A 26,076-nucleotide genomic window follows, 5' to 3' on the forward strand; every position below is an offset into this window, starting at 1 on the left:
CAGGCGTGGGGCCTTCAGGAGAGAAGACGTGGCAGCGCGCCATCTGTTCACGGCTGCAGGATTTCGCCGGCGCTCTTGCGGTGCTGCGGCGCGAGCGGGCAGGCGCCGCAGTAGTCCTCGCGCGGAAGCAGGTAGTAGAGACAGCACTGGCGGTGCAGCTTGACCGGCCGGCCCTGGCCGGCGCCGGCCGGCCGCACCTCGCGGCAGCGGGCGTGCAAGGGGTTGAGCGGCCGGGCCTCGTCCGGCCAGGCGGGGTGGTGCAGGAGACGGTCGCGGTCGTGTGCGATGTGGGCTGCACCGCCGGTCGCGGCCAGCGCCATGTCGAAGATCGGTTCGAGGTGGCGCGCGGTGTTGCCCCACAGGATCTTGGGCGCAAGCCGCGTGAGGCTGCACAGGGCAGTGAAAAGCGGCTGAAGGTGCTGCCACAGCAGCGGCGCATAGCGCTGCGCGGTGTCGGCGCCGCGGCGCGCATCGCCCAGGTGCAGCACATGAAAGCTCGCGGGCGCGCCCTTGTCGTCGAGCCGCACCCAGATGTGCTCCGCTGAAACGGGAAGCACGTGCTGCAGCACGCTGGCGGCGGCCACCACGGGCGGCAGCAACGCGGAGAGATAGTCCAGGCTCCATGCCGAGGCGACCGGCCGCAGGTCGAGCGCGCCGGCCGCGCCGCGCGCTCGCGCGTGAAGGTGCAGCACGTCGGCAAGGAGCGAAGGCGAATGCGCCAGTTCGGCCACGCGCAGTGCGCCGGCCGGTACCGTGTCCGCGCACTGCAGCCGCTCGGCATGCACGGCCAGTGCACCGGGGAACAGGGGTTTCAGCAGCGCGATCACGAGGCGGCCTGCAAGAGGTGCGGGGAATGCATCCCTTGAAGACGGTTTGGCGGCGAGGGTGTTCATCCGGCGCCGCGCATGAACATTGGCCGGACCCAACCGTCTATGCAGTAAGCGGCGTGCAGCCGCACGGGCGATGTCGACAGGGCATGGCCGTTTTCAAGCCGTTTTGCCCCGGGTGGGCGGAAAGAGCCTTTGCATGACACCGACCACCACCACGACCCACCGTGGCAACACCGCCGAGCTCGGGCGCCTGCTCAAGCCGTTTCTTCCGTGGATCCTCTTGTCCGCGGTCACCGGCATCAGCGCGGGTGCGGCCACCGTCGCGCTGCTGGGCACCATCAACCAGGTGCTCAACCGCGAGGGCGGCATGGCGGGCGGGCTGCTGCTGACCTTCGTCGGGCTGTGCGCGGTGGCGCTGCTGGGGCGCATGGCCTCGGACGTGTCGACCAACTTCGTCGGCCAGCGGCTGGTGGCGCAGGTGCGCAAGAGCCTCGCGCAGAAGATTCTCTCGGCGCCCATCGATGCACTGGAGCGCTACCGCACGCACCGGCTGATGCCGGTGCTGTCGCAGGACGTGGACATGATCAGCGACGTGGCCTTCGTGCTGTCGTCCACGCTCATCGCGTTCGCGATTGCGCTGGGTTGCCTGGCGTACCTCGCGTACCTGTCGCTGCCGCTGTTCTGCCTCTTGGTGGTGGCGCTCGCGATCGGCGCGGCCATCCAGACACGCGCGCAGGTGCGCGCCGAGGTGGGTTTCTGGAAGGCGCGCGAATACGAGGAGCAACTGCACAAGACCTACCGCGCGATCAGCGAAGGCGCGAAGGAATTCCGCATGCACCGCGCGCGCCGCACGCGGATGTTCGGCGGGCAGATCGAGCGCATCGTGGACAACATCCGCACCGTCAACGGACGCGCCATCAACACCTATGTGATGGCGACGGCCTTCAGCTCGGCGCTGTTCTTCCTGCTGATCGCGCTGATCCTGGGCTGGGCCGCGTTCCGGCCGACCGAGCCGGCGGTGCTGAGCGGCTTCGTGCTGGTGATGCTGTTCCTGAAGGGGCCGGTGGACCAGATCGCGGGCGCGCTGCCGGGCGTGGGCCGGGCCAAGATCGCATTCCGGCGCATTGCCGACCTGTCGGCGCGCTTTGCAACGCCGGAGCCGCACCTGCACCTGGAGCGCGCATCCAACGGCGTGATGCTTCACCGCGAGATCGCCATGCGCGGCGTGCGCTACAGCTTCGATGCGCCCGAAGGCGGCGAGGCTTTCACGCTCGGGCCGATCGACCTGCTGCTGCGGCCCGGGGAGATGGTGTTCATCGTGGGCGACAACGGCTCCGGCAAGACGACGCTGATCAAGCTGCTGCTCGGCCTTTATGCACCGCACGGCGGCGAAGTGCTGCTCGACGGCGGCGTGGTGACGCCACAGGGGCGCGACGACTACAGGCAGCTGTTCACGACGGTGTTCTCGGACTTCTACCTGTTCGAGGACCTGGCGGCCGGCGAAGACGGCGCGGGCACGGCCACGCTGCCGCAGACCGCGCTGCCTTACCTGGAGCGCCTGGAAATCGCGCACAAGGTGAGCGTGAAGGACGGCGCCTTCACCACCACCGACCTTTCGACCGGGCAGCGCAAGCGGCTGGCGCTGGTGCATGCGTACCTGGAAGGCCGACCGGTGCTGGTGTTCGACGAATGGGCCGCCGACCAGGACCCGGCTTTCCGGCACCTGTTCTACACGGAGCTCCTGCCCGAACTGCGCGCCAAGGGGCACCTGCTGGTGGTGATCTCGCACGACGACAGGTACTTCCACCTGGCCGACCGCGTGGTCACGATGCGCGCCGGAAAGATCGAGGAAGACAAGGCGTACGTCCCGCCCGAAAGCCTGGCTGCATGATGCGTGACCGTGTGCCCGACGATCCCGCCTTCGACGCCGCGTGGACGCTCTTTTGCACGCTGCACGACTCGCCCTCGCCGGAGCGCGCCGAAGAGCTCATCCGCTGGCTCGGCGTGGACCCCGGAAACATCTGCGCGCTGGACGACGTGCTGACCCTCTGGGCGCTGGCCGGGGCCGCGCTGATCAAGCCGTCGATGCAGGAGGCGCTGCGCGAAGAGGGGCGCCTGCAGTGAAGCCCGGCCGCTACTTCTGCCGGTCGCGCAGATCCGCCGCGATGCCGCCGAGCGCGTCCCAACGGCGGCGCGCTTCCTGGGCCGCGGCCGCATGCTCCGCCGACCGGCTGCGCCACCGCACAAGCGCCAGGCGGGCGGCCATGGCGGCGTCTTGCGCAGCGGCGATCTCGCTCTGCACGATCAGCGCGAGGGCTCGCTCGATGAGCTTCTCGTTCGGAACGCTTGCCACGGTGCAACCGTCCGCTCAGGCGAAATCTTCGGCGAACACTGCGTCGAAGCCCGGCCGCATCGAGACGACCGGTTGCTCGACCAGTTCCGAACGCAGCCGGGCGAACACGCGCGAGCAGTCGATGGCGGCGCGCAGCAGGTGCTTGGCGACTGCCATCTCGGTGATCTTCAGCTGCTGGGCGATTTCGGCGCGCGTGTGTCCATAGGCGCGGAACAGCAGGAACACTTCGCGCCGGCGGGGCGGCAGCGTTTCAAGCGTCTCGACCACGCGCGCCAGCACCTGCTGCTGGGACGCGATGAATTCGCACGACGGCGCTACCTGGCGCGAGCCCGAGTTGAAATGCGTGCTGACCCAGTCCTGTGCCACCTTGCGGCGGCGCGCATCGTCCACGCACAGGTTGCGCGCCACGCGAAAGAGCAGGGCGCGGGGCGATTCGATGCCGCCGGAGCCTTGTTGCGCGCCGTCCGGCGCCGCATCGTCGATGCGGATGCCGTTGTTTATCTTGAGCGCGTGCGCATACACGCGCTCGAAGCTGGATTGCGCGATGTCCGCCGCGTAGTGCGGGTCGCGCAGGTCGCGCGTCAGCTGCCGGCGCAAGTCCGCATAGTGGGCCAGCAGTTCCTGGACGATGTCGCGCATCCGATCGCCTTCTCGCAAGCATCAACGTGTGGTTTCCCTGACCGGCCACCGCCGCGTGACGCGGGGTGGCTCGGGCGATTGAATAAGAATTATTCTTATTGAAGTGTAACCTTAACCGCTTCTGAACGAAGCCGGAAAAGCTGCGGAAACCCCGTGCGCGTGCCTGAAAAAGACACTCGGATCGAAAAGTGAGTAGCTTTGTTTTCGCTTGGGGCGCGCGCTGCGGCCCCGAAGGCCGGTCAGCCGCGCTTGGGAATGCCCAAGCCCTTCACGACGGCCGGCCGCGCCACGAAGGTTTCGAGCACCCGCGCCACATTCTTGAACTCGCTGAAGCCCACCAGGTCGCCCGCTTCATAGAAGCCGATCAGGTTGCGGATCCACGGGAACGAGGCGATGTCGGCGATGGTGTAGTCGTCGCCCATGATCCAGGCGCGGTTCGCCAGGTGCTTGTCGAGCACGCCGAGCAGGCGCTTCGATTCGGCCACGTAGCGGTCGCGCGGGCGCTTGTCCTCGTAGTCCTTGCCGGCAAACTTGTTGAAGAAGCCGAGCTGGCCGAACATCGGGCCGATGCCGCCCATCTGGAACATCAGCCACTGGATGGTTTCGTAGCGGCCCGCCGCATCCTGCGGAATGAGCTTGCCGGTCTTGTCGGCCAGGTACAGGAGAATGGCGCCCGATTCGAACAGCGCGAGCGGCTTGCCGCCGGGCCCGTCGGGGTCGAGGATCGCGGGGATCTTGTTGTTCGGATTGAGCGAGAGGAATTCCGGCGACATCTGGTCGTGGGTCTCGAAGCTCACGAGGTGCGGCTCGTACGCAAGGCCGGTTTCCTCCAGCATGATCGACACCTTCACGCCGTTGGGCGTGGGCAGCGAATACAGCTGCAGCCGGTCAGGATGCTGTGCGGGCCATTTCTGGGTGATGGGAAAGCGGGACAGGTCGGTCATGGGCGATTCATGAAAAGCGGAGTTTGGAACGCCGCGCCCGCAGGGGGTCAGATGCCCAGCCAGCTCATCAGGGCCGTCTCGACCTCGGCCGAGGGTGCGACAAAGCCAGTGTAGGTCGATGTGGCGAGCGCGCGCTTGCCGGCATCGCTTTGCGCCAGGCCGAGCAGGGCTTCGCGCGCCGCGCTGGCCGTGGCGGCATCGAGCTTGCGCGAGGCCAGCCATTGCTTGATGGGCACCGCCCGCGATTCCGCGCACACATTGCCGCCGCCGTCCTTCCAGGTCTTGACCACGCCCGATGCCGCGGTGGCGCCGTAGGCGGCGAAGCCGTTCTGCACGTAGAAGGGCACCGCGTCCTGGTAGCGCGTGTTGGTGAGCTTGAGCGCGGCCGGCTGCAGGCCCTGCTCGCGCAGCATGGCGCGCGTGATCACCGAGGTGATCGAATCCGCGTCGGGCATCACCAGGCCCTTGCCGGAGATGCTCTTCCAGTTGGAGATGGGCTGCGGCTCCTTGCACAGCAGCGACACCTTGTAGGCCGTGAAGCCGCTGGTCCAGGCCAGCGCCTGGTAGCGGCCGCTCTTGACGGCCTCGAGCGCCACGTGGGCCGGGTGGATGAAGGCCAGGTCGACCTGCTGCTCCTTCAAGGCCTCGCGCGCGCTGGTGTAGGAGATCAGCACCTTGATGGTCACGGGCTGCTTCAGCGCCTTGCTCAGCACCTCGGCAAGGGGCTCGAAGCGGGGCGCGATCTGGCTTTCGGTGGTCTGGTAGCTCACGCCTTCGGTCACGCCGATGACCAGCGCGTGCGCCGGGGCGCCCGCTGCCAGCAGCAGTGCTGCCACCGCCGGGGCGGCAAGGCGAAGCGGGTTCGGATGGCGGGTGCGGCTACCGTCGGGTTGGCCGGAGCGGAGGGGGGCTGGGATGTACATCAAAAGATCATAGGGGGCCGCCGCCCGGCCGCCGATGATCGCAAGCACCTATGCGCGCAGCCGCCCGCCCGTGGCATGGCAGCCGCGCTGCGGGGGGCTCAGAACCTCGCCTTGAGGAAGGCCGAAGGCCCGTGCAGCTTGACCTTGACGCGGGTCTCCGCCGTGCTGCTCTGGCGCGCCAGGTCGATGTTGGTGACGCCATAGGCCAGCACCAGGCCGACGTTCTTCACCGGGAACCACTCCACGCCCGCGCTGGCGTTGTAGATGTTGCCGTGGAAGCGGCCGCCGCCCTTGCGCACGCCGGAGAGGTCGGCAAACAGGCGCAGGTCGGGGTTGATGGCATGCCGCACGCCAAGTTCGAGCAGCGGCGCAACGGCGTTGTCGCTCGCATCCTCGTTCAAGGTACGGATCCGTCCGTTCACCGCGACGTTGGCGTTCGTGCCCACGTCGATGCTGTAGTAGGCGGCGCCGGCGCCCAGGCCGAACACCGTGTTGCCCGAGCCGAGCCACCACTTGTACGAGAGCTTGGCGAAGTCGAGCTTCACGTTGATGTTGGCATTGCCCACCGCGCTGAGCGTGCCGAAGCCGCCGAAGGAATCGCTGCCCGCGGCCTGGCCGAAGTAGTCGCGCTTGTAGCGGTAGTAGTCGAACGAGAGGCCATGGCTGTCGCCGATCAGCAGGTCGGCCGTGATGCGCGGCATGGTCACGCGGCCGGGCTCGAGGTCGCGCGTGCGCAGCGCGCCGTAAGGCGAACTGACCGATGCGTTGAATTTGGGGTCCGCGCTGAAGGCCCCCGCCGAGAAGCTGAAACGGTCCAGCGCGGGCGACGGCTCGGCCCAGGCCAGTGCGGGAGCAAGGAGAAATCCGGCGCCAGCCAGGGCACCCAGCTTCGTCAGCCTTGCGGGGCCGGCAAGCGGGCAGGAGCGGAGCAACAGCATGGAGAGATCCTTAAGAGGAGGAAAAGGCAAAAAAATACGCCTCGGGATCGACACGCAATTTGTGTGCGCGCCAGTCTTCCGGGCGGTTGCTCCCTGTTGATGAGCGCCAAGTTAATAGTCCCCTTGCGCAAAGCCCATGCGCCGATTGCCGCTGTGCGTGTAGGACGATGGCGACCCAGGCGTTCGCACACCTCAAAAAGTACTCAAGGTAAGCTTTGGAGATGCCAAAAAGTCTGTCCACCACCACCGGGCCGCAGCGTCTTCTCTATGCCGGCGTGGCGGGCATCGCCGTCGCGGCCGTCCCTTGGCCGCTCGACGCCATGGCGCGCGGGCTCGCGGGCTGGTGCACCAGCGCGGCGGTGTTCCTGCTGCTCACGTGGTGGCTGGCCGACACCTTCGATGCGGCGCAGACCCGCAAGCGCGCCCAGTCGCTGGACCAGCCCAACGTGGTGATCCTGGTCTCGATGCTGGTGGTCATTGCGGCGAGCGTGGTGGCCATCGCGATGCTGCTGCAGCAGGTCAAGCTGATGAGCGGGCCGGCGCGGGCAGGCCACATCGCGCTGGGGCTGGTGGCGCTGGTGGGCTCGTGGCTCATGATGCACACGATCTACGCCTTTCACTACGCGCACCGCTACTACATCGACCAGCGCGACGGTTCGCCCGACGGCGGGCTGGATTTTCCGGGCAAGGAAGAGCCGGACTATTTCGATTTCCTGTACTACGCCTACGTGGTCGGCATGACCACGCAGGTGTCCGACGTGCAGGCCACCTCGCGCGAGATGCGGCGCATCACGCTGGTGCACAGCGTGCTCGCCTTCGCCTTCAACATGCTGGTGCTCGCGCTGTCGGTCAACGTGGTCGCGGGGGCGATGTAGCGGCCGCGCCGCCCGCGCGCGGCCACAGCTTCACGATGCCGGTGGAGAGCGCCACGCCGCAGACGATCACGCCCGCGCAGATCAGCATCCATTGCGTGATGTTCTCGCCCAGGAACACGGCGCCGTAGAACACCGCGAACACCGGCACCAGGAAAGTCACCGTGAGCGCGCGCGCCGGTCCCGCATTGGCGATGAGCCGGAAGAACAGGATGTACGCAAGGCCGGTGCATGCGATGCCCAGGGCCAGCAATGCCAGCCAGGCGCGCAGGCTCGGCATCTGCGCGGGCCAGAACCACAGCGCCGGAAGCGCAAGGAACAGCGTGGCGCCGATCTGGCTGCCGGTGGCGGTGGCCAGCGCGGGCACGCCGCCCAGGTAGCGCCGTGTGGCGCTGGCCGCCACGCCGTAGCTGGCGCAGGCGCCGAGGCAGGCCAGCACGGCCCATAGCGCGGCGTTGCCGTTGGCGTCGGCATGCAGGCCCGCGCTGCGGCTCGCCAGCATGGCGACGCCCGCGAAGCCGATGACCAGGCCCACGATGCGCGAGCCATCGGGCCGGTCGCGAAACCAGGCCCAGGCCACCAGCGCGCCGAACATCGGCACCGTGGCATTGATCACCGCCGCCAGGCCGCTGTTGATGGTCAGCAGCGCAAAGCAGAACAGCGCGAACGGAATGCCCGAATTCAGCACGCCGATGGCCATCGACGCCTTCCAGTGCTGCGCCAGCGCCGCGCCGTGGCCGCGCATGAACAGGAGCGGCAGCAGGAACAGCGTGGCCACCGCCACGCGCACCGCGGCCGCCGGCAAGGCGCCGAACTCGGCCGCGCCGATGCGCATGAAAAGGAAGGACGCCCCCCAGAGCGCGCCGAGCAGCACGAGGTCGATGAGCCAGGGCTTGTTGGGCTTGGGCGAGGGAAGGGCGGTGGTGCTGTTGTCTTTTGTTGTCGTGCTCATGGGGTCTTCGCGGCCCTCGGGCGGGCGCGCGCTCTCTATTTCGCTTCGAGTTCCAGTAGTGCGGTCTTGCGGTGGAGCCCGCCAGCGTAACCGGTCAGCGAGCCGTCGGCGCCCAGCACGCGGTGGCAGGGCACGATCACGCTGATCGGGTTGCGCCCCACGGCCGCGCCCACCGCGCGCACCGCGGCCGGGTTGCCCACGTTCGCGCTCAGCGCGCCGTAGGTCATGGTCTTGCCCGCCGGAATGGCGAGCAGCGCCTGCCACACGCTCTGCTGGAACGCGGTGCCGTGCGACAGGTCGAGCTTCACGTCGAAGCTGTCGCGCCTGCCCGCGAAGTAGTCGCGCAGCTGGGCGCCGGCCTCGACCAGCGCGGGATGGTCGTCCCTGGCCTGCCAGCCCGTGGTGTCGGGCCAGTGGCGCTGCTGGTCGAACCAGACGCCTGCCAGGCCCTCGTCGGTGGCCGCCATCGTGATGCCGCCGAGCGGCGTGTCGATGTGCGAGGTGTAGATGACTTTGCTCTTGAACTTCATGGCATTTCAGGCGGAGGCGCCTGCCGTAGTGAGGTTGTTGAAAGGCGCTGCCGCCGCCGACGGGGCCGCAGTGGCGGCAGCGGGAGAGGAGGGCGCCGGCGCATGCCAGGCGCGCAGCACCGCATAGCTGCGCCAGGGCCGCCAGGCCTGCGACGCCTGGCTGGCCGCGCGCTCGGTGCTCACGCCCAGTGCCTTCTGCAGCGCCACGTCGCCCGCGGGGAAGGCGTCGGGCCAGCGCAGCGCGCGCATCGCGATGTACTGCGCGGTCCAGGCGCCGATGCCGGGCAGCTCCTGCAGCGCGGCAATGGTCGAAGGCACGTCGGCGCCCGCATGCAGCGCGAGCTTGCCGCCAGCGACGTCGCGCGCGATGGCCTGCAGCGCGGCCTGGCGCTGCCGCACGATGCCGAGCTTGCCGAGTGCATCGCCGCTCGCGGCGGCCAGTGCCGCGGGCGTGGGAAACAGGCGGTCGAGGCCCTCGATGGGCGTGGCGATGGCTTCGCCGAAAGCCTCCACCAGCCGCGAGCCCAGCGTGCGCGCCGCGGCCACGGTGACCTGCTGGCCTAGCACCGCGCGCACCGCCAGCTCGAAGCCGTCGACCGTGCCCGGCACGCGCAGCCCGTCGCCGTGCGGAAAGGCCTCGTGCAGCGCGGCGTTGATGGCCATCGGCTCGGCATCGAGGTCGAGCATGGCGCGTGCGCGGCTGATCACGATCGGCAGCACCGCGGCGAGCGAGTCGCTGACCGACAGCAGCATCTGCTCGCGCTCCATGTCGAAGCGCAGCTGCAGCCAGCCGGCGTGTGCCTGTCCGCCCTGCTGCACGCGCAGCGTGCGGACCAGCCGAACGAAGGTGGGCGTGCTGCCCTTGGCCGGCTCCTTGCCGTCGGCCGTGCTGGCCAGCTCGACCCCGCGCAGCGCGCGCCGGGCAAAGAAGCCGAGCATCGCGCCCACGTCGTAGGGCGGCCGAAAGCCCAGCCGCACCTCGATGGCCTTTCCCTCGCCGCTCTCGGCGCCGCCGGCACGCCGCAGCGCGCTCGGGTTGAGGCCGTAGTGCTCCAGGAACGCGGCGTTGAAGCGGCGCACGCTCGCAAAGCCGCTGGCCAGCGCCACCTGCGTCATCGGCAGGCGCGTGTCGGCGATCAGCTGCTTGGCGGCCAGCAGGCGGCGCGTCTGCAGGTATTGCAGCGGCGAGACGCCGAACTGCGCCTCGAAGATGCGCCGCAGGTGGCGGTCGCTCACGCCGAGCCGTGCGGCGATCTGCGCCGCGCCTGGGCCCTCCTCGGACCAGGCATCGGGCTCGTCAATGAGCCGCGCGGCCTGCAGCGCGAGGATGCGCGAGGCATCTTCGGTCGACCAGCTCGCCGCCCGCGGCGCGAGCTCGGGCCGGCAGCGCAGGCAGGGGCGGAAGCCCTCGGCCTCGGCCTGCGCCGCGTGGCGGAAGAAGCGGCAGTTCTCGCGCCGCGGCAGCTTCACGCGGCAGACCGGCCGGCAGTAGATGCCGGTGGAGGTCACCGCGGTGAAGAAGGAGCCGTCGAAGCGCGCATCGTGCGTCTTCATCGCCAGGTAGCAGGCGTCGCTCTCGAGTGCGTCGGTGGATGCATGTGAGGTAGGCATGGGCAAATGATACGGTTTCGACTCGTTTCAACTGGCCGTTTTCGGACATGTGGGCCCCCAGGCGCTTGCCTACAATGGCCCGTTCTCCAGAACCTACAGGGAATGCCTCTTCATGCAACTCAGTGCGTCGATTTTCAAGGCCTACGACATCCGAGGCGTGGTGCCCGTCACGCTCGATGCCGAGGTCGCGGAAGCGCTCGGCCGGGCCTTCGGCAGCGCCGCCCGCGCCGCCGGTGAAAAGACCGTGGCCGTGGGCCGCGACGGCCGCCTCTCGGGGCCCGCGCTCGCCAAGGCACTGATCAGCGGCCTGGTGGCCAGCGGCATCGAGGTGATCGACGTGGGCGCGGTGACCACGCCGATGCTCTACTTTGCGGCCCACACGCTGTGCACGAGCGGCATCCAGGTCACGGGCAGCCACAACCCCAAGGACTACAACGGCTTCAAGATGGTGCTGGCCGGACGCGCCATCTACGGCGACGAGATCCAGGGCCTGCGCAAGGTGATGGAAGAAGGCACCGCCAGGCTCGCCCCCGGCGGCAGCGTGCGCAAGGTCGACGTGACCGACGCCTACACGAAGCGCATCGTCGGCGACATCCAGCTGGCCCGTCCGCTGAAGATCGTGGTCGATTCCGGCAACGGCATTGCGGGCGCTTCGGCCCCGGCCATCTTCCGCGCCATCGGCTGCGAAGTGACCGAGCTCTTCAGCGAGGTCGACGGCAACTTTCCCAACCACCACCCCGATCCGAGCAAGCCCGAGAACCTCAAGGACCTGATGGCCGCGCTGGCCTCGGGCGACGCCGAACTGGGCCTGGCCTTCGACGGCGACGGCGACCGGCTGGGCATCGTCACCAAGGATGGCCAGAACATCTTCCCCGACCGCCAGATGCAGCTCTTTGCGCAGGACGTGCTCTCGCGCGTGCCGGGCGGCACCATCGTGTACGACGTGAAGTGCTCGCAGCGCCTGGCGCCGGCCATCGAGGCCGCGGGCGGCAAGCCGATGATTTTCAAGACCGGCCATTCGCTGATCAAGGCCAAGATGAAGGAAATCGATTCGCCGCTGGGCGGCGAGATGAGCGGCCACATCTTCTTCAAGGAGCGCTGGTTCGGCTTCGACGACGGCACCTACGCGGGCTGCCGCCTGCTCGAGATCCTGAGCAAGACGCCCAATGCGAGCGACACGCTCAACGCGCTGCCCACGAGCTTCTCGACACCCGAGCTCAACGTGAAGTGCGCCGAGGGCGAACCGCATGCGGTGGTCGACAAGCTCGTCGCGGGCGCGAGCTTCGCGGCCCCCGCGGTGGTCTCGACCATCGACGGCCTGCGCGTCGACTGGCCCGATGGCTTCGGGCTCATTCGCGCGTCCAACACCACGCCGGTGCTGGTGCTGCGCTTCGAAGGCCAGACCGATGCGGCCCTCAAGCGCATCGAGGCCGAGATGCTCGCGCTCCTCAAGACCGTGAAGGCCGACGCGACGCTGGCCGAAGCGTCGCACTGAGCACCGTGCGTTCGCTGCTGCTGCGCCTCTACGGCGCCTTCACCACCGCCGTGCAACCGCTGGTTCGCCGCAAGCTCCGGCGCAGGGCCGAGGCCGAGCCCGGCTACGGCGTGGCCGTGGAGGAGCGCTTCGGCCACTACGACGATGCAACCACCGGCGAGGGCCAGTGCTGGGTGCATGCGGTCTCGCTCGGCGAAACGCGCGCCGCCGCCATCCTGATCGCGGAGCTGCGCAGGCAGTACCCGGGCATACCGATCCTGCTCACGCACGGCACCGCCACCGGCCGCGAGGAGGGCGCCAAGCTGCTCGAACCCGGCGACACGCAGGTCTGGCAGCCCTGGGACATGCCGGGCGCGGTGCAGCGCTTTCTCGACCGCTTCCAGCCGCGCATCGGCGTGCTGATGGAAACCGAGGTCTGGCCCGAGATGGCCGCCGCCTGCGCCGAGCGCCGCATTCCGCTGGTGCTGGCCAATGCGCGGCTCAACGAGAAATCGCTGGCCGCGGCCGAACGCCTCGGCTGGCTCGCGCGGCCCGCGTACTCGGCGCTGGCCGCCGTGTGGGCGCAGACCGAGGCCGACGCGCACCGGCTGGTGTCGCTGGGCGCCAAGGTGGCCGGCATCTACGGCAACCTCAAGTTCGACGCCTCGCCCGACGCGCGCCAGCTGGCCGCGGCCGCGACGCTGCGCGAGCGGCTGCCCAAGCCCATGGTGGTGCTCGCGAGTTCGCGCGACGGCGAGGAGCGCATGCTGCTCGACGTGCTCAGGCGCTTCGGCGCCACGGCGCCCGTGCCGCCAGAGCAGGGCGCCATCCGCTCCATTGCCAAGCGCGTGCACGACGTGCAGTGGATGATCGTGCCGCGCCATCCGCAGCGCTTCGACGAAGTGGCCGCGCTGATCGAGGCCGAAGGCTTTGCCGTGGCGCGCCGCAGCGCCGCGGGCGAGCCGTCGGACGCCGAGATCTGGCTCGGCGATTCGCTCGGCGAAATGGCGCTGTACTACGGCCTGGCCGACGTCGCGCTGCTCGGCGGAAGCTTCGAGCCGCTGGGCGGGCAGAACCTCATCGAGCCGGCCGCCTGCGGCTGCCCGGTGGTCATGGGGCCCTCGACCTTCAACTTTGCCGAAGCGGCGCAGCTCTCGCTGGCGGCCGGTGCCTCGCTGCGCGTCGAGAACATGGAGCAGGCGGTCACCGCGGCGCTCAAGCTGGTCGAGAACCCCGAGCGGCGCGCCGCCATGGCCGAGGCCGCGCTGGCTTTCTCGTCATCGAACCGCGGCGCCGCCGAACGCACCGCGGCCGCGGTGCTGGCCATTGCGCAGGCCGCCGATCCGGTGGCGACCGAAGCCGCGCCGCTCGAGGATGCGCGGGCGGAACCCACGCTCGAGTAGCTGCGGGTTGATTCCTCAGCGCACCGGCGGGTTCAGGATGACCGGCGGCGGCGGTGCCGAAGGCATCGTCGGTGCCGGCGGGTTGAACGGCTGCACCGGCACCGGCGGCACCACGGGAATGGGCGGCGGCGTCACGGGCACCGAAGGCGCGGCCTGCGGCCGTTCGCCGGGCGCAGGCGTTGCCGCCGTGCTGCCGTTCTTTGCCAGCGTCGCGTTGATCGCGTTCATGTCGTCAACCGTTAGCGTGCCGTTGGCCTGGCGCAGCTTCAGGTTGCCCAGCAGCACGTTGTAGCGCGCCTGCGCGAGATCGCGCTTGGTCTGGTAGAGCTGGCTCTGCGAATTGAGCACGTCGATGTTGATGCGCACGCCCACCTGGTAGCCGAGCCGGTTGGCATCGAGCGCGCTCTGGCTCGATGCCTCGGCCGCCTCGAGCGCCTTGACCTGCCCCGCGCCCGACACCAGCCCGAGGTAGGCCGCGCGCGTGGCCTGCGCGACGCTGCGGCGGGTGCCTTCGAGCACGCTGCGCGACTGGTCCTCGAGGGCCAGCGTTTCCTTGATGCGGTTCTCGGTGGCAAAGCCCGCGAAGAGCGGCAGGTTGAACACCACGCCGACCGAGGCGGCATCGATGCGCGTGCCCACGGTGCTGGTGCTGGTGCCCTGCGGATTGCGCGTGACGTTGTAGCCCAGGTTGGCGTCGAGCGTGGGCTTGTGGCCGGCTTCGGCCTTGCGGATTTCGAGCCCGGCCACGTCGAGCCCGAGCTGCGCCTGGCGGATGGCCGGGTGCGCTTCCTCGGCCTGCGCCACCCAGGCTTCGATGTTGGCCGGCGTGGCGGTCGGCAGCACCACCGGCTGCGCCAGCGGCACCGGCACGCTGCCCGGCCGGCCGACCAGCTGGTCGAGCACCACCTTCTTGACCTGCAGATCGTTCTCGGCGGCGATCTCCTGCGCAATGACGAGGTCGTAGCGGGCCTGGGCCTCGCGCGTGTCGGTGATGGTGGAGGTGCCGACCTCGAAGTTGCGCTTGGCCGACGCGAGCTGCTCGGCCACCGCCACCTTCTGCGCGCGCACCAGCGTCAGGCTGTCCTGGCTTGCGAGCACGTCGAAGTAGGCCTGGCTCACGCGCACGATCAGGTCCTGCTCGGCAATGGTGAGCACCGACTGCGCGATCTCGGCCTGGCGCTTGCCCTGCTCGTAGGTGGCCCAGTTGGCGGGCCGGTACAGCGGCTGCGTGGCGTTGATGCCGATGTTCTGCGTGGTGAAGTCGCGCGGCGTGGTGGTTCCGCGGCCGGGCCCCGTGAGGGTGTCGATGTCCAGGTTGTTGCGCGTGGCGCCGGCCGTGAGCCCCACGGCCGGAAGAATGCCGGCCTTGGCCTGCGCAGCGCGCGCCACGCTCGCGTCGTACTGGGCCCGCGCGCCCTGGTAGGTGGCGTCGAAGCCGCGTGCGGATTCGTAGAGTTCGTTCAGTGTCTGGCCTTGGGCCGGCAGCGCGAGCAGGGTGGCAAAGAGACTTGCGAGCGCTGCGGAAAGAGGCAAAAGCCTGGGCCTGAAAGGCATTGAACGTCCTTGAAGAAAGAATCAGTAGCGCGGCACGGAGGGATCGTGCTGTGCGGACCAGGCGTCGATGCCGCCGGCCACGTTGGCGAGCTCGGCAAAGCCGTTCTGGCTCAGGAAGGCCGCCACGCGTTGGCTGCGCGCACCGTGGTGGCAGAGGCATGCGATGCGCTGGCCCTCGTCGAGCTCGGCAAGCCGCGCCGGAATCTCGTTCATCGGGATGGCCACGAGCGTGAAGCCCTGCGGCGCAACGCTGGCCGTCTGCAGCTCCCAGGGCTCGCGCACGTCGAGCAGCACGGGCGGCGCCTCGGGATGCTGCGCAAACCAGGCGGCAAGATCGGCGGGGCGGACTTGGTCGATCATTCGAAGCCGCCGTTCAGAACGAGAAGCGCGAGGGCTCGGGGAAGTTGAGCAGCCGCGGCGCCACGGTGTCCCAGGGCTGGATGGTGTCCCACTTGCTTTCGCTGCTGCGGGTGACGAAGTGGGCGCGCATCATCGGCTCCTCGCCCACGATGGCGGCAAGGCGGCCGCCCACCTTGAGCGAGCCGAGCAGGTTCTGCGGAATGCGCGCCACCGAGCCGCTGAGCACGATCACGTCGAAGCTCGGGCCGCTCGGCAGCGGCACGGCGCCGTCGGCATTGCGCACCTCGACATTGGCCACGCCGTTCTGGCGCAGCGTCTCGGCGGCGCGGGCGGCCAGCGCGGGATCGATCTCGAGCGACAGCACCTGGGCCGCGCGATGGGCGAGCAGGGCGGCCATGAAACCCGAACCCGTGCCGATCTCGAGCACCGATTCGTGCTTTTGCACATGCAGGTCCTGCAGCATGCGCGCCTCGACCTTGGGCGAGAGCATCACCTGGCCGGGAACCGAGCCGTCGCCCAGCGGGAGTTCCATGTCGAAGAAGGCCAGCGCGCGGTGCGCGGGCGGCACGTAGTCTTCGCGCCGGATGGCGGCCAGCAGATCGAGGATTTCCAGATCGAGCACATCCCAGGGCCGGATCTGCTGTTCGATCATGTTGAAGCGCAGGCGCTCGAGGGAGGGGGTGGGGTTCATGGGAGGCTTTTCCTTGTGGGGCTCAGGACAAACCTTCAATTTTAGGTTGCGCGGCGCGGGCGCGCGGCTGGCCGGCGATGCATTTGCGCGTCATGCGGCGGCTCCGGGCTGCCGGGTGAGGCCGTAAAGCACGGTTTCGGCCTGCGTGGCGAGGTATTTTTCGGGGTCGAGCGAGGTGTCCGCGTCGACGCAGACCATGGCCGAATGCTTCCACAGCATCAGGAAGATCATGGGTGCCACCACCGCGTAGATCGCGTGGTCGATGTCGACCGGCGCGAATTCGCCACGGTCGATGCCGCGCTGCAGGATGCGCCGCAGCAGCGCGTGGCCCGGCCGCACCACCTCCTTGCGGTAGAACTCGGCCAGCTCGGGAAAATTGGCGCCTTCGCTCATCATGAGCTTGGTCAGGCCCGAGGCCTTGGTCATGCCCACGCGCTCCCACCAGACGCGCATGCAGTAGCGCAGCATGTCGGCCGTGGTGCCCTCGAAGGCCTCGAACTCGTCGTTCCACTCGGCGAACCGGCCGCCGAGGTTCTCGACCACCACGGCCTTGAAGAGCTCTTCCTTGCTCGGGAAGTAAAGAAAGAGGGTGCCCTTGGAGACGCCCGCGCGCGCCGCCACTTCCTCGGCGCGGGTGGCGGCAAAGCCTTTTTCGACGAACAGGTCGAGCGCCGCCGCCAGCAGTTCGCCCGGACGCGCCTCCTTGCGGCGCTCGCGCTTGGCGCGCACCGGGCAGATCTTGTCGGCAAAGAATCGGGGGGTCGGCATGATTTTAATGACTCGCGGGTTAGTAATGTAGTGACCAGCATCCGGCCCGTCAAGCCGCGACAATATCGGGTTCGCTTTTCCCCCACCTGCCGGAGCAGCCATGTCCTCTTCATCGTCGCCCACTGAAACCATCGTGCTCGGCGGAGGCTGCTTCTGGTGCACCGAGGCGGTGTTCGACCGCGTGCAGGGCGTGGTGGACGTCGAATCGGGCTATTGCAACGGCCAGGTCGTCAACCCGAGCTACGAGCAGGTCTGCACCGGCCGCACCGGCCATGCGGAGGTGGTGAAGGTGGAATTCGACCCCGCGGCCATCAGCCTGCGCGAGATTCTCGAGATCTTCTTCGTGGTGCACGACCCCACGAGCCTGAACCGCCAGGGCAACGACGTGGGCACGCAGTACCGCAGCGGCATCTACTACACGAGTGATGCGCAAAAGCAGGTGGCCGAAGAGGTCATCCGCGAGATCGAGGCAAGCAAGACCTACAGCGCGCCCATCGTGACCGAGGTGGCGCCGCTTGCCAACTATTCGGCGGCCGAGGCCTACCACCAGGACTACTTCCTCAACAACCCGAACCAGGGCTACTGCGCCTTCGTGGTCGGGCCCAAGGTCGAGAAGTTCCAGAAGACTTTCGCGTCGCGCGTCAAGGCCTGACCGTTCTCTTTCAGGCCCAGCGTTCCGTGCACCTCGCCAACCCTGCTCCGAACCGGTCGATCCTGTCGACCCGCGCGATCGCCGTCGCGCTGATGGTGGCGCTGTGGTTCGCGGGCACGCTGGGGCTGGTGCACCGGACGCTGCATGTGCCCGGTCTTGCGCAGGTCCACTCGGCCGCTTTGGCGGCGCACCCGGCGGGCGCGCATGAGCATGCGGCGCACGCCCACGGCATCGGCGACCTGTTCGGCGACCACTCCGACGCCGAATGCCGGCTCTACGACCAGCTCTCGCATGGTGCGGGCGCACCCGGCGTGCCGATGGTGGTGCTGCCGGTGCTGCTGCCCTCGGCCACTTTTGCCTACCTGCAGGGCGAGGCCATCGCCCGCTGGGTTGCGCTGTTCGACGCGCGCGGCCCGCCTTCCACTCGCTGAATCCCCCTGTGTTCCGGTTGCTGCATCCGCGCCTTGCGGATGCCGGCGATCGCCCCCTGGTTCAACGAGTGTTCATCATGATTCCCAATTTCCGTCGCAACGCCATCGGCGCTGCCGTTCTTTCGCTGGCCTCCTTCGCGGCCATGGCCCAGGCCCAGCCTCAACCCGCGCTCCAGGCGCAGCCCGCCGAAGCGGCCCCGCCGGCCCTGCCGGAGATCGCCGTCACCGGCAATCCGCTGGGCGCGAGCGAACTGATCGCACCCACCACCACGCTCTCGGGCGACAGGCTCCTGATGCGCTCCGAATCGACGCTCGGCCAAACGCTGGACAACCTGCCCGGCGTGAGCAGCAGCTACTTCGGCCCCAATGCCAGCCGGCCGATCATCCGCGGGCTGGACGGCGACCGCATCCGCATCCTGCAGAACGGCGGCGGCGCGCCCGACGCCTCGTCGCTGAGCTACGACCACGCGGTGCCGATGGACGCGCTGGTCACCGAACGCGTCGAGGTGCTGCGCGGCCCGTCGGCGCTGCAGTACGGCGGCAGCGCGGTGGGCGGCGTGGTCAACGTGATCGACAACCGCATTCCGAGCGAGCCGATCAACGGCTTCGGCGGCCGTGCCGACCTGGGCTTTTCCACCGGCAACAAGGAAAAGAACGGCGGCGTGGTGCTCGAAGGCGGCAACGACCGCTTCGCGCTGCACGTCGATGCGTTCAACCGCGACTCCAAGGATGTCTCGGTGCCCATCGACCTGGAATGCAGCAAGCCCGGCCGGCCCTGGCTCGCGCGCAAGATCTGCAATTCGGCCAACGAGGCGCATGGCGGCGCGGTGGGCGGCACGCTGTTCTTCGACCAGGGCTGGATCGGCGCCTCGGCCAGCACCTACCGCAGCACCTACGGCACCGTGGCCGAGGACGATGTGACCATCGGCATGAAGTCCGACCGCCAGGCCATCGAAGGCGAGTGGCGCCCGGGCGGCTTCATCAGCAGCATCCACGCCAAGGCCAGCCACACCAACTACCGCCACACCGAGTACGAAGGCGGCGAGGCCGGCACCACCTTCTCGAACCTGAGCAACGACCTGCGCATCGAGGCGCGCCACCAGAAGATCGGCAACTTCGAGGGCCTGGTCGGTTTCAGCAGCGAGAGCAACCGCTTTGCCGCGGACGGCGCGGAAGCCTTTGCGCCGCACAGCCGCACGCGCTCGAATGCGCTGTTCCTGTACGAGGAACTCGGCACGTCGTGGGGCCGGCTGAGCTTTGGCGCGCGCACCGAGAAGGTCCGCGTCAGGTCGCTCGGCTATCCCGACGATCCGTCGGTGACGCGCTTTGCCATCGGCGAACGCACGTTCAACCCGCACAGCGCGGCCGTGGGCGCGCTGGTCAACCTGGCGCCGCAGTGGCAGCTCACCTCGAACCTGGCCTACACCGAGCGCGCACCGAAGGACTACGAACTGCTCGCCAACGGCCCGCACGTGGCAACGGCGGCCTGGGAGGTCGGCAACCCGAACCTCGACAAGGAAAAGTCGGTCGGCTTCGACCTCGGCGCGCAATGGAAGTCGGGCGCCAACACGGCCCGTGTCAACGCCTACGTCACGCGCTTTCGCAACTACATCGGCCTGACGGCATCGGGCCGCACGCTCGACGAAGAAGGCCAGGTGGTGACCGACCCCGAAGCCACCGACACGCTGGCCGAGTACCTCTACAGCGGCGTGCGCGCGCGCTTCACCGGCATCGAGGCGAGCGGCAACCTGCGCCTCCTGGGCACCGACGGTTTCGGGCGGCTGGCCGATGCCGCGACGCTGGACCTCGAATGGCGCGGCGACGTGGTGCGTGCCAAGAACCTCGACACCGGCGAGCCGCTGCCGCGCATCGCGCCGTTCCGCGCGGGCGCGACGCTGGCCTACGGCAACGGCCCCTGGAGCGCACGCCTGGGCTTCGACTACAACGCCGCGCAGCGCCACGTGCCGAGCGTGGGCGCGCGCGAGACCGATGCCTACACGCTCTGGAATGCCTCGATCGCCTACCGCATGAAGGTGCAGCGCGCCAACCTCACCTGGTATGCGCGCATCGACAACATCACGAACAAGCTGGCCTACAGCCCGACCTCGATCCTGACGACAACGGTGTACCCCAACGCGCCGCTGCCGGGGCGTTCGCTGAAGGTCGGGCTGCGCGTGACCTTCTGAACGAACCCGCCGGCGTTGCCTGCAGGCTTGAGGCTATCCTCGGCGGGTGAATTCGTTCGTCATTTCTTCGCTGCTGCCGGTCGTCGTCCTGATCGCGGCAGGCTACCTGGCCGGCCGGCGCCGCTGGATCGGCGGCACTGCCGTCAAGGACCTTTCCAACCTGATCTTCCTGCTGCTTGCGCCGGCGCTGCTTTTCCGCGCGATGAGCACGGTGCACGTGCAGGAGCTGAGCCTGAAGCCGGTGGCGGCGTATTTCATCGCCTCGGGCCTGCTGTTCGCGGGCACGCTGGCGCTGCGCGGCTTCAACCGCACGGCAGCCGTCATTGCGCTGGCCAACACCTACAGCAACACGGTGATGATCGGCATCGTACTGGTCGGCCTGGCCTATGGCGAGCAAGGCATGGTGGTGCTGCTCACGCTGATCTCGCTGCACTCGCTGGTGCTCCTGACCAGCGCCACGGTCGTGCTCGAACTGGCGGTGGCGCGCGAGCATGCGCAGCGGGACGGCCACGAGAAGCGCCCCATGGCGCGCACCGTGCTGCGCGCACTGCGCAACGCCATCATCCACCCGGTGCCGATGCCGATCATCGCGGGGCTGCTGTTCGCGCAGACTGGGCTTGCAATGCCCGATTTCCTCGACAAGCCGATCCTGCTGCTCGGCCAGGCCTTCGGTCCGGTGGCGCTGGTGATGGTGGGCATCACGCTCGCGCTGACGCCCGTGGGGCGGCACTGGCGCGAAGCGACGGTGCAGGCGCTGGTGAAGAACCTGCTGCATCCGCTGCTGGTGGCCGGCATCGGCTGGCTGCTGGGCGTGCGCGGCATACCGCTCACCGTGATGGTGGTGGCGGCGGCGCTGCCGATCGGCGCCAACGTCTTTCTCTTTTCGCAGCGCTACCGCACATCGGAAGACCTGGTCACGGCCAGCGTCGCGGTGTCGACGGTGCTCGCGCTCGCGACGCTGACCCTGGTCATGACGCTGGTGCAGTGGCTGCCTTGAGACTCTCATAGCGTTGACGGGCCCTATGCCATTCGGCAGGGTGGCCATTTGGCGAGATGGCGAGCGGCGCCTCTCGCTCTACATTTGCCCGCTGATGATTTACCCGCCGCGGTCTTCGCCGTTTTCCGCCATGGCGCCGATTGCGATGGTGATCGCGCTGTGCGGCGGCGCCATGCCGGCGGCCGCCGATACGAAGCCGTGCCGGACGCCCTGCCTTTCAGCCGCCGTGCCGCGCGAGCCGGCGCCGGCCCCGCCGGCTGCGGCCGGCCCGGTGGAGCCGAAGCCGGCGCCTGCCCCGGCTCCGAAGCCGAGCGCCAGGCCGAAGCCGCAGGCGGTTGCCGTGGCTGCGCCGCCGACGGCGGAAGCGGAGAAGGCCCCGGCCCCGAAAAGGCCGCCGCCCTCCAGGCGCTGCAGCGAAATCAACATGCGCGCAGCGGTGGGGGAGCCGCTGTCGGATGAAGACATGAAGATCCTGAGGAGCCAATGCTGATGACGAAGACCACCCACCCGATCCGCACGGCCCTGCGCGCGCTCGCGCTGTCGTGCGCCGCGCTGCTTTGCGCCGCCTGCGCGCACCGGCCGGCGCCGGGCAATGCCATGCCCTTCGAGCAGGCCGTCAACCAGGCGGTGGACGACCTGATCGTGCAGACGCAGAAGCTGCCGGCCTTCCTGGCCAAGGTGGAGTCGTCGATCAAGCAGAGCCGCATCGTGATCGACCCGCTGCTCGAGGGCGCGAGCGGCCAGCAGACCGAGGTCACGCGCGTGGCCGAGCAGCGCATCGTGCAGCGCATGCAGTCGCAGTTCAGGCAGTTCACCGTCACGCCCTTCAACAACGCCGAGATCGAGCGCGCGCAGTACGTACTCAACGGCACGCTGGTGCGCGACAAGGATTCGGCCGATGGGCGCTACCGTCTGAACCTGGCGCTGACCGAGATCAAGAGCGGCATGGTCATCGCGCAGTCGGTGGCGCGCATCAGCGATGCAACGCTCGACACGCGCCCCACGGCCTTCTTCCGCGACAGCCCGGTGAACGGCAAGGACCGGGGCGTGGAAGGCTACATCCGCACCGCCGAAACGCAGCCCGGGCAAGCCGCCGATGCGCTCTACCTGGAGCGCCTGCCCACGTCGACCGTGCTGCAGGAAGCCACCGCCGCCTACGAGGCCGGCCGCATGAGCGAGGCGCTCAGCCGCTACGAGGCCGCTTCACGCCGGCCCGACGGCCAGCAGCTGCGCATCTACAGCGGCCTGTATCTCACGCAGGCCAGCCTCGGCCGGACGGCCGATGCGGAGAAGACCTTCGGCACCCTGGCGCGGCTCGGGCTCGAAACCAACAACCTGAGCGTGAAGTTCCTGTTCAAGCCCGGCTCGACCGACTTCCTGGCCGACCCGAAGATCAGCGCCGCCTATCCGATGTGGCTGCGGCAGATCGCGCGCCAGGCGGCGCAGATCGATTCCTGCGTGGTGGTCACCGGCCACACGAGCCGCACCGGCTCGGAGTCGGTCAACGAGCGCCTGTCGCTGCAGCGCGCGCTCAGCGTGAAGACCCGGCTGGTGGGCGAGGCGCCGCCGCTGTCGAAGAAGCTGCGCGAGTCCGGCATGGGCTTCCGCGAGAACATCGTGGGCACGGGTGCCGACGACGCCAGCGATGCGCTCGACCGGCGCGTCGAGTTCAAGGTCGCGCCCTGCGAGGCTTGACCAGGCTCAGGGCGCCAGCCGCTCGCGCACCCAGTTGCTGCCTTCGAGCCGGTAGCGCAGCCGGTCGTGCAGGCGGCTCTTGCGGCCCTGCCAGAATTCCCAGCGGTCCGGCACCAGGCGGTAGCCGCCCCAGTGCGGCGGGCGCGGCGGCGACAGCAGGTGCTTGGCGGCGGCCACGGCCGCGTTCTTGACCAGCACGTCGCGGCCGCTGATCACCTCGCTCTGCGGGCTGGCCCAGGCGCCGATGCGCGAATCGAGCGGGCGGCTCGCAAAGTAGGCGTCGCTTTCCTGCGCGCTCGCCTTTTCCACCCGGCCCTCGATGCGCACCACGCGTTCGAGCTCGACCCAGTGGAACTGCAGGGCCGCGTACGGGTTACCCGAAAGCTCGCGGCCCTTGCGGCTTTCGTAGTTGGTGTACCAGACGATGCCGCGCGCGTCATAGCCCTTGATGAGCACGATGCGGCTCGAGGGCCGCAGGTCGCCGCCCACCGTGCACAGCGTCATCGCGTTGGGCTCGGGCACCTGCGCGTCGATGGCTTCGCCGAGCCAGCGCTCGAACTGCCTGAGCGGATCGTCGGCGCTGTGGGTTTCGCCGAGTTCGGCGCGCTCGTAGCTCTTGCGCAGCGCGGCCAGCGCTTCGCTGGTGGGAGGGGAAGAGGAAGAACTCATGCCGGCATTGTTGCGCATGCGCCGCCGCCGCAAGGCACCGCGGGGCATTCCGCGCACATACTCGGCGCATGGCGACAAAGGCGAATTCCCCGTGCGTGATCGTGCTGGCCTCGGGCCGCGGCGAGCGCTTCATCGCGGCCGGCGGCACGGGCCCCAAGCTGCAGGCGCCGCTGGCGGGCAAGCCGCTGATCGAACGCACGCTGGACGCGGTGCGTGCGAGCGGCCTGCCATGGCGGCTCGAAGACGCGGGCCATCCGGGCATGGGCGACTCGATTGCCGCCGCGGTGCGCGCCACGCCGGATGCCGCCGGCTGGCTCATTCTTCCGGGCGACCTGCCACTGGTGCGCCCGGAGACGCTGCGGGCCGTGGCCGGCGCGCTGGTCGGCCGGGCGCGCGCGGTGCAGCCGCAATACAGGGGCGAGCGCGGCCATCCGGTGGGCTTTTCGGCCGGCTGCGGCGCGCAGCTTGCGGCGCTCCGGGGACCGCTGGGCGCATCCTCCATCCTGAAGGCGATGCGCGCCATCGATGCAGTGGCCGAGCTCGCGGTGGACGACGTCGGCATCGTGACCGACATCGACACGCCCGAGGCGCTGGCCGCCGCCGAGGCGCTCTGGCTGGCGCGCCTGCCGGGCTAGCCGGTCAGCGCCGCGCGATCACCGCGCAGGCGGTGCGCGGGCCGGAGTTGCCGGCCGGCTGGGTGGTGAAATCGTCGCGGTCGCGGTGCACCACGAGCGCGCGGCCCACCACGTTGTTGGCAGTGCCTTCGGCCAGCGAGATCGAGTGGACGTCGACGCTGAAGCGGGCCACGCCGCTGCCGTCGGCCACCAGGCTCGGCAGTTCGCCGGCATGGCTGCCCGGCGCGCTGAACTTGCCGTGCGTGCCGCCGGCCGGGTTGAAGTGGCCGCCCGAGGCGTTGCCGTTGTCGCCGCAGTCGCCCTTTTCGTGGATGTGGAAACCGTGCTCGCTGCCCGGTGCCAGGCCGCGCACCTCGCCGGCCACGCGCACGCCATGGTCCAGCGCGGTGAAGATCACCGTGCCCCGCGTGGGGTTGGGCGAGATCGCGGCGGTGGGCATCAGTTCGGCAGCCGCGCTCGGCTTGCCGCCCATCATGCTGCCGCAGGCCGAAAGCAGGGCGCTGGCGAGAAGGGCGGTGCCGGTGGCGGCGAGAAGGCGATGGTTCATGGTTTTTCCTTGGACGGTCCGGAGGATTGTTGGGGAAGGGGGGACGAAGAATTTTTGTCCGGAGACCCTGGAACATATACCGGAGGCTGCGGCGTCCCGCAATCGGCCGCCGCCTCGGCCTGTGCCTGGCGCTCCTGTTCCTCCTGCCGCTCCTGCGCCAGCGCGACCAGCCGCGCCAGCGCCGCATCGTGGATCGAATGGCGGCGCAGCTCCAGCAGGGTCTGGCGCGCGTAGTCGAGCGAGCTGCCGTAGCGGCCCACGGCGTGCGTGAAGATGTGGCGGTAGCGCTCGTCGCTGAGTTCGCCGGTGAAGTTGGGGCTGCGCCTGGAAAGCGTGAAGGCCAGCGCGCGCACCGGGCCTTCGGGCGTGTTGCACTTGAGCCACCGCGGGTCGTACACGCCGGTGGGCATTTCGCGCAGCCAGAGCCTGCGCAGCGTGTCGAGCCCGTGGGCCGACGGCACGCGGAACACCATGCCGCGGCAGCTGCCGCCCGACAGCAGGCCGAAGACGAGGCCGGGCGTCTGCACGCTGCCGCGGTTGATGCGGCTCCACATCTTGAGCGCGCGATGCCAGCCGTGCACCGAGGCCGGGCGGCGCTCCGCAAAATCGAACTCGGGCCGCCAGATCAGCGAGCCGTAGCCGAAGAGCCACAGGTCGTCGCGCCCGCCCCAGTCGGCAATGGCCTGTTCGAGCATGGGCTGCGGGTCGCGCAGCGGCCTGGGCATCGGGTCCAGGCCCGGCGGTCCGGGATCGGGTGCGGGGCCGGAGGGGCCGCCGCCTACAATTTCGCGATCATGGTTCACCGCACCATTATTTACCGGCCTCTTTCTTCTTACGGAGTACGACCCCTCATGAGCGACGACGACAGCCAGCAAAACTTCATCCTCGGATTTCTCCTGGCACTGATCGCGCTGGTGATTTTCTTCGTGTTGGGCATCGTGCTCTGGCACAAGAACCATGCCGCGGCGCCGGCTGCCATGCCTGCCGTCGCCGTGGCTGCGGCGGCCGCAGGGCCGGCCACCCACACCACGGTGGCGGAGGTGACCGAGACGGTGACAGTCGTCATTCCCGACGGGGCCAGCATCCGCGTGGCCGACGGCGTGGTGAATTTCTACTTCGCCACCGGCAGCGCCGACCTGGCGCCCGGCGCGGCCGAGGCGCTGGCCGCCGTCATCAAGGGCGTGGAGAGCGGCCGCAAGGCCGTGGTCTCGGGCTTCCATGACACCACCGGCGACGCGGCCATCAACGAGCAGCTCGCCAAGAAACGCGCTGAAACAGTCCGTGACGTGCTGGTGGGCCTGGGCGTGCCGGCCGGCAAGGTCGACCTGCAGCGGCCCGCCGTCACCGCGGGTTCGGGCAACGACGCCCAGGCGCGGCGCGTCGAAGTCAAGCTGGTCGACTGAGCCAGCCGCGGGCCCTTGC

At 69.2% G+C, this 26,076-nt stretch carries 29 protein-coding genes; 12 read left to right on the plus strand and 17 right to left on the minus strand.

The genetic code is table 11. The annotated features are described in order from the left end of the window. Positions 1-47: 47 nt before the first annotated feature. Positions 48-893 carry a siderophore-iron reductase FhuF gene (fhuF, locus tag VPA02S_RS24585; protein WP_062366164.1) on the minus strand — a complete coding sequence of 282 codons (846 nt, stop codon included), beginning with the start codon at positions 891-893 and terminating at the stop codon, positions 48-50. Positions 894-1,026: 133 nt separating this feature from the next. Between fhuF and VPA02S_RS24590 the strand changes: the two genes are divergently transcribed. Continuing rightward, a complete protein-coding gene (locus tag VPA02S_RS24590; RefSeq protein WP_062366165.1) occupies positions 1,027-2,721 on the plus strand; it encodes a cyclic peptide export ABC transporter in 1,695 nt (564 codons plus the stop codon). Continuing rightward, positions 2,718-2,954 carry a hypothetical protein gene (locus VPA02S_RS24595; RefSeq protein WP_047785419.1) on the plus strand — a complete coding sequence of 79 codons (237 nt, stop codon included), beginning with the start codon at positions 2,718-2,720 and terminating at the stop codon, positions 2,952-2,954. The genes VPA02S_RS24590 and VPA02S_RS24595 overlap by 4 nt, the downstream gene beginning before the upstream one ends. A 10-nt stretch (positions 2,955-2,964) precedes the next feature. Here the strand turns inward: VPA02S_RS24595 and VPA02S_RS24600 are convergent, their stop codons facing one another. The 5 genes from VPA02S_RS24600 to VPA02S_RS24620 all read right to left on the minus strand — a co-directional run bounded on the left by VPA02S_RS24600 (position 2,965) and on the right by VPA02S_RS24620 (position 6,627). Further along, the gene (locus VPA02S_RS24600; protein ID WP_062366170.1) at positions 2,965-3,183 is read right to left on the minus strand and encodes a hypothetical protein; all 219 of its coding nucleotides are present in this window, start codon (positions 3,181-3,183) and stop codon (positions 2,965-2,967) included. A 15-nt stretch (positions 3,184-3,198) separates the two neighbouring features. Further along, positions 3,199-3,822: an RNA polymerase sigma factor gene (locus tag VPA02S_RS24605; protein ID WP_062366172.1), complete on the minus strand. Its 624-nt coding sequence runs from the start codon at positions 3,820-3,822 to the stop codon at positions 3,199-3,201. 239 nt (positions 3,823-4,061) lie between these two features. Continuing rightward, the gene (locus tag VPA02S_RS24610; RefSeq protein ID WP_062366174.1) at positions 4,062-4,766 is read right to left on the minus strand and encodes a glutathione S-transferase N-terminal domain-containing protein; all 705 of its coding nucleotides are present in this window, start codon (positions 4,764-4,766) and stop codon (positions 4,062-4,064) included. 47 nt (positions 4,767-4,813) lie between these two features. After that, the gene (locus VPA02S_RS24615; RefSeq protein WP_244883744.1) at positions 4,814-5,602 is read right to left on the minus strand and encodes a phosphate/phosphite/phosphonate ABC transporter substrate-binding protein; all 789 of its coding nucleotides are present in this window, start codon (positions 5,600-5,602) and stop codon (positions 4,814-4,816) included. A 185-nt stretch (positions 5,603-5,787) separates the two neighbouring features. Further along, complete coding sequence (locus tag VPA02S_RS24620; RefSeq protein ID WP_062366178.1) at positions 5,788-6,627, minus strand: hypothetical protein; 840 nt, start codon at positions 6,625-6,627, stop codon at positions 5,788-5,790. A gap of 221 nt (positions 6,628-6,848) precedes the next feature. On the opposite strand from VPA02S_RS24620, the gene VPA02S_RS24625 reads away from it, so the two are divergent. Continuing rightward, entirely contained in the window at positions 6,849-7,502 is a 654-nt protein-coding gene (locus VPA02S_RS24625) for a DUF1345 domain-containing protein (protein WP_062366417.1), read from the plus strand. Here VPA02S_RS24625 and VPA02S_RS24630 read toward each other — a convergent pair. From VPA02S_RS24630 to VPA02S_RS24640, 3 genes are read right to left on the minus strand one after another with little or no spacing between them, the layout of a single operon-like run. Continuing rightward, positions 7,477-8,451, minus strand: coding sequence for a DMT family transporter (locus tag VPA02S_RS24630; RefSeq protein WP_015866506.1), 975 nt, complete (start codon positions 8,449-8,451; stop codon positions 7,477-7,479). The genes VPA02S_RS24625 and VPA02S_RS24630 overlap by 26 nt on opposite strands. Positions 8,452-8,486: 35 nt before the next feature. Further along, positions 8,487-8,981, minus strand: a complete 495-nt coding sequence (locus VPA02S_RS24635; RefSeq protein WP_015866505.1) for a methylated-DNA--[protein]-cysteine S-methyltransferase — start codon at positions 8,979-8,981, stop codon at positions 8,487-8,489. A gap of 6 nt (positions 8,982-8,987) precedes the next feature. Continuing rightward, entirely contained in the window at positions 8,988-10,592 is a 1,605-nt protein-coding gene (locus VPA02S_RS24640; protein WP_062366180.1) for a DNA-3-methyladenine glycosylase 2 family protein, read from the minus strand. 112 nt (positions 10,593-10,704) lie between these two features. Here VPA02S_RS24640 and VPA02S_RS24645 point away from each other — a divergent pair, with 112 nt between their 5' ends. After that, on the plus strand, positions 10,705-12,087 hold the full coding sequence (locus tag VPA02S_RS24645; RefSeq protein WP_015866503.1) for a phosphomannomutase/phosphoglucomutase: 1,383 nt from the start codon (positions 10,705-10,707) through the stop codon (positions 12,085-12,087). Positions 12,088-12,092: 5 nt separating this feature from the next. After that, entirely contained in the window at positions 12,093-13,469 is a 1,377-nt protein-coding gene (locus tag VPA02S_RS24650) for a 3-deoxy-D-manno-octulosonic acid transferase (RefSeq protein ID WP_015866502.1), read from the plus strand. Between the two features lie 15 nt (positions 13,470-13,484). Here VPA02S_RS24650 and VPA02S_RS24655 read toward each other — a convergent pair whose 3' ends face one another. From VPA02S_RS24655 to VPA02S_RS24670, 4 genes are all read right to left on the minus strand, one after another. Further along, positions 13,485-15,023, minus strand: a complete 1,539-nt coding sequence (locus tag VPA02S_RS24655; RefSeq protein WP_018905499.1) for a TolC family outer membrane protein — start codon at positions 15,021-15,023, stop codon at positions 13,485-13,487. Positions 15,024-15,044: 21 nt separating this feature from the next. Next, entirely contained in the window at positions 15,045-15,383 is a 339-nt protein-coding gene (locus VPA02S_RS24660; RefSeq protein WP_015866500.1) for a rhodanese-like domain-containing protein, read from the minus strand. 13 nt (positions 15,384-15,396) lie between these two features. Then, positions 15,397-16,074, minus strand: a complete 678-nt coding sequence (locus VPA02S_RS24665; RefSeq protein WP_015866499.1) for a protein-L-isoaspartate O-methyltransferase family protein — start codon at positions 16,072-16,074, stop codon at positions 15,397-15,399. Between the two features lie 90 nt (positions 16,075-16,164). Continuing rightward, a complete protein-coding gene (locus VPA02S_RS24670; protein WP_015866498.1) occupies positions 16,165-16,842 on the minus strand; it encodes a TetR/AcrR family transcriptional regulator in 678 nt (225 codons plus the stop codon). Positions 16,843-16,942: 100 nt separating this feature from the next. Between VPA02S_RS24670 and msrA the strand changes: the two genes are divergently transcribed. From msrA to VPA02S_RS24690, 4 genes are all read left to right on the plus strand, one after another. Beyond that, positions 16,943-17,494, plus strand: a complete 552-nt coding sequence (gene msrA, locus VPA02S_RS24675; protein ID WP_027730074.1) for a peptide-methionine (S)-S-oxide reductase MsrA — start codon at positions 16,943-16,945, stop codon at positions 17,492-17,494. A gap of 26 nt (positions 17,495-17,520) precedes the next feature. Next, on the plus strand, positions 17,521-17,925 hold the full coding sequence (locus tag VPA02S_RS24680; protein ID WP_027730075.1) for a hypothetical protein: 405 nt from the start codon (positions 17,521-17,523) through the stop codon (positions 17,923-17,925). A gap of 77 nt (positions 17,926-18,002) precedes the next feature. Next, complete coding sequence (locus tag VPA02S_RS24685) at positions 18,003-20,111, plus strand: TonB-dependent receptor (RefSeq protein ID WP_062366419.1); 2,109 nt, start codon at positions 18,003-18,005, stop codon at positions 20,109-20,111. A 46-nt stretch (positions 20,112-20,157) separates the two neighbouring features. Next, positions 20,158-21,108 (plus strand): AEC family transporter, encoded by a 951-nt coding sequence (locus tag VPA02S_RS24690; RefSeq protein WP_062366181.1) that lies wholly within the window; start codon positions 20,158-20,160, stop codon positions 21,106-21,108. Positions 21,109-21,207: 99 nt separating this feature from the next. Here the strand turns inward: VPA02S_RS24690 and VPA02S_RS24695 are convergent, their stop codons facing one another. Beyond that, entirely contained in the window at positions 21,208-21,534 is a 327-nt protein-coding gene (locus VPA02S_RS24695) for a hypothetical protein (RefSeq protein WP_244883747.1), read from the minus strand. A 57-nt stretch (positions 21,535-21,591) separates the two neighbouring features. Here VPA02S_RS24695 and VPA02S_RS24700 point away from each other — a divergent pair, with 57 nt between their 5' ends. Beyond that, entirely contained in the window at positions 21,592-22,803 is a 1,212-nt protein-coding gene (locus tag VPA02S_RS24700) for an OmpA family protein (protein WP_018905505.1), read from the plus strand. A gap of 6 nt (positions 22,804-22,809) precedes the next feature. On the opposite strand, the gene pdxH is transcribed toward VPA02S_RS24700, so the two are convergent. Then, the gene (gene pdxH / locus VPA02S_RS24705) at positions 22,810-23,490 is read right to left on the minus strand and encodes a pyridoxamine 5'-phosphate oxidase (RefSeq protein ID WP_062366185.1); all 681 of its coding nucleotides are present in this window, start codon (positions 23,488-23,490) and stop codon (positions 22,810-22,812) included. A 50-nt stretch (positions 23,491-23,540) separates the two neighbouring features. Here pdxH and VPA02S_RS24710 point away from each other — a divergent pair, with 50 nt between their 5' ends. After that, positions 23,541-24,107, plus strand: a complete 567-nt coding sequence (locus tag VPA02S_RS24710; protein ID WP_062366186.1) for a nucleotidyltransferase family protein — start codon at positions 23,541-23,543, stop codon at positions 24,105-24,107. A gap of 4 nt (positions 24,108-24,111) precedes the next feature. Here VPA02S_RS24710 and VPA02S_RS24715 read toward each other — a convergent pair whose 3' ends face one another. Then, complete coding sequence (locus tag VPA02S_RS24715; protein ID WP_015866489.1) at positions 24,112-24,654, minus strand: superoxide dismutase family protein; 543 nt, start codon at positions 24,652-24,654, stop codon at positions 24,112-24,114. Then, positions 24,651-25,457, minus strand: coding sequence for a gamma-glutamylcyclotransferase (locus tag VPA02S_RS24720; protein WP_244883749.1), 807 nt, complete (start codon positions 25,455-25,457; stop codon positions 24,651-24,653). Before VPA02S_RS24720 ends, VPA02S_RS24715 begins: the two co-directional genes overlap by 4 nt. A 48-nt stretch (positions 25,458-25,505) precedes the next feature. On the opposite strand from VPA02S_RS24720, the gene VPA02S_RS24725 reads away from it, so the two are divergent. After that, the gene (locus tag VPA02S_RS24725) at positions 25,506-26,057 is read left to right on the plus strand and encodes an OmpA family protein (protein ID WP_062366188.1); all 552 of its coding nucleotides are present in this window, start codon (positions 25,506-25,508) and stop codon (positions 26,055-26,057) included. Positions 26,058-26,076 lie beyond the last annotated feature (19 nt).

The organism is Variovorax paradoxus NBRC 15149, assembly GCF_001591365.1.
GTDB classification, from domain to species: Bacteria; Pseudomonadota; Gammaproteobacteria; order Burkholderiales; family Burkholderiaceae_C; genus Variovorax; species Variovorax paradoxus.